1 protein-coding gene is annotated in these 1041 nt (G+C 61.4%); it reads right to left on the bottom strand.

The window, feature by feature from the left end:
- Nucleotides 1-925: MobQ family relaxase (gene mobQ / locus BVER_RS29580; RefSeq protein WP_198155529.1), on the bottom strand; the 925-nt coding region annotated here is incomplete at its 3' end.
- Between the last annotated feature and the right edge of the window lie 116 nt (nucleotides 926-1041).

The raw sequence follows: 1041 nt of genomic DNA, 5'->3' as shown, positions 1-1041 counted from the left end.
GCTCAGCCTGCAATTCCACCAGCGCCGGCGAGGCCATGACCTTCGCAAAGGCGCTCTGGAATTCTTGGCGGTCGTCGTTGATGTAGCGATGCAACGCTTTTGCAACGTCGCGCCGATCGAACACGCTCTTTTCGCCGGTGATGATCGTGAGAACCTGCTCCGGCTTCTCGCGGATCAGTTCGGCGTTGCGCCGCGCTGCATCCTCGTCCAGCCGCGTGCGCGACACGTCCATGCCGCGCCGCTCCATCTGCGTGGCATGGACGCCCATATGTTCTGTCGGCGCGATCTCAAGCCCGCGCTCCATGTGCGAACGATGGTCGATCCGAAGATCAAGCCCGGCCATCGCCAACCGCTCGTTGGCGATCCCCTCCCATCGCTGCCGAAGGTCGCGAAGCTGCATGTCGGTCGTCGGCAGGTCGTTCGCCAAAAGCCATTTGTTTTCGCGCTCAAGATACGTCTTGTCGCCAAGACCATCCTCGCCAACCTGCCGCGTCGTCATCATCACATGCGCATGGTGATTGCGAACGTCGCTGGCGTCGTGTGGCGCATGGATGGCGAAATCCACGGCCGCGCCATAGCGGTTCGCTAATTCCTGCGCGATCGCCCGCGTGGCCTCTAGGCGCTGTTCAGCCGACAGCTCATGCGGCAAGGCAACCTCGAACTCCCGCGCTACGCGGGCGTCCTTACGCTTCTCGGCAAATTCGGCTGCATTCCAAAGCGTCGATCGGTCCCGCGCCCACTCAGCGTTGACGCCTTCCGGCAAGACGATTTCCGCATGGTCCACGCCCTGTTTGGCGGTGTAGTCATGCGTGATCCCGTCGCGCTCGTTGGTCAGCTTTTCTGCGGCACGATAGGCCATTGCGGCGACGGCGCTCCGGCCTTTCGCTCGCGAAATAGGCTTCATGCTGAAATGATAAATCGCCAACCGATACGCTCCGTTGTCGTTTTGACTTTTCCATCGGCTCCACCAGCCGATGGCGCGCTGAGTTGCGCAGCAACTCAAACTCAGCGCGCCCTTCTCAGCTTATCGCTCCGCTCTTT

The organism is Candidatus Burkholderia verschuerenii (genome assembly GCF_001189365.1).
GTDB lineage: Bacteria > Pseudomonadota > Gammaproteobacteria > Burkholderiales > Burkholderiaceae > Caballeronia > Caballeronia verschuerenii.
This window is presented reverse-complemented; position numbering and strand designations above follow the sequence as displayed.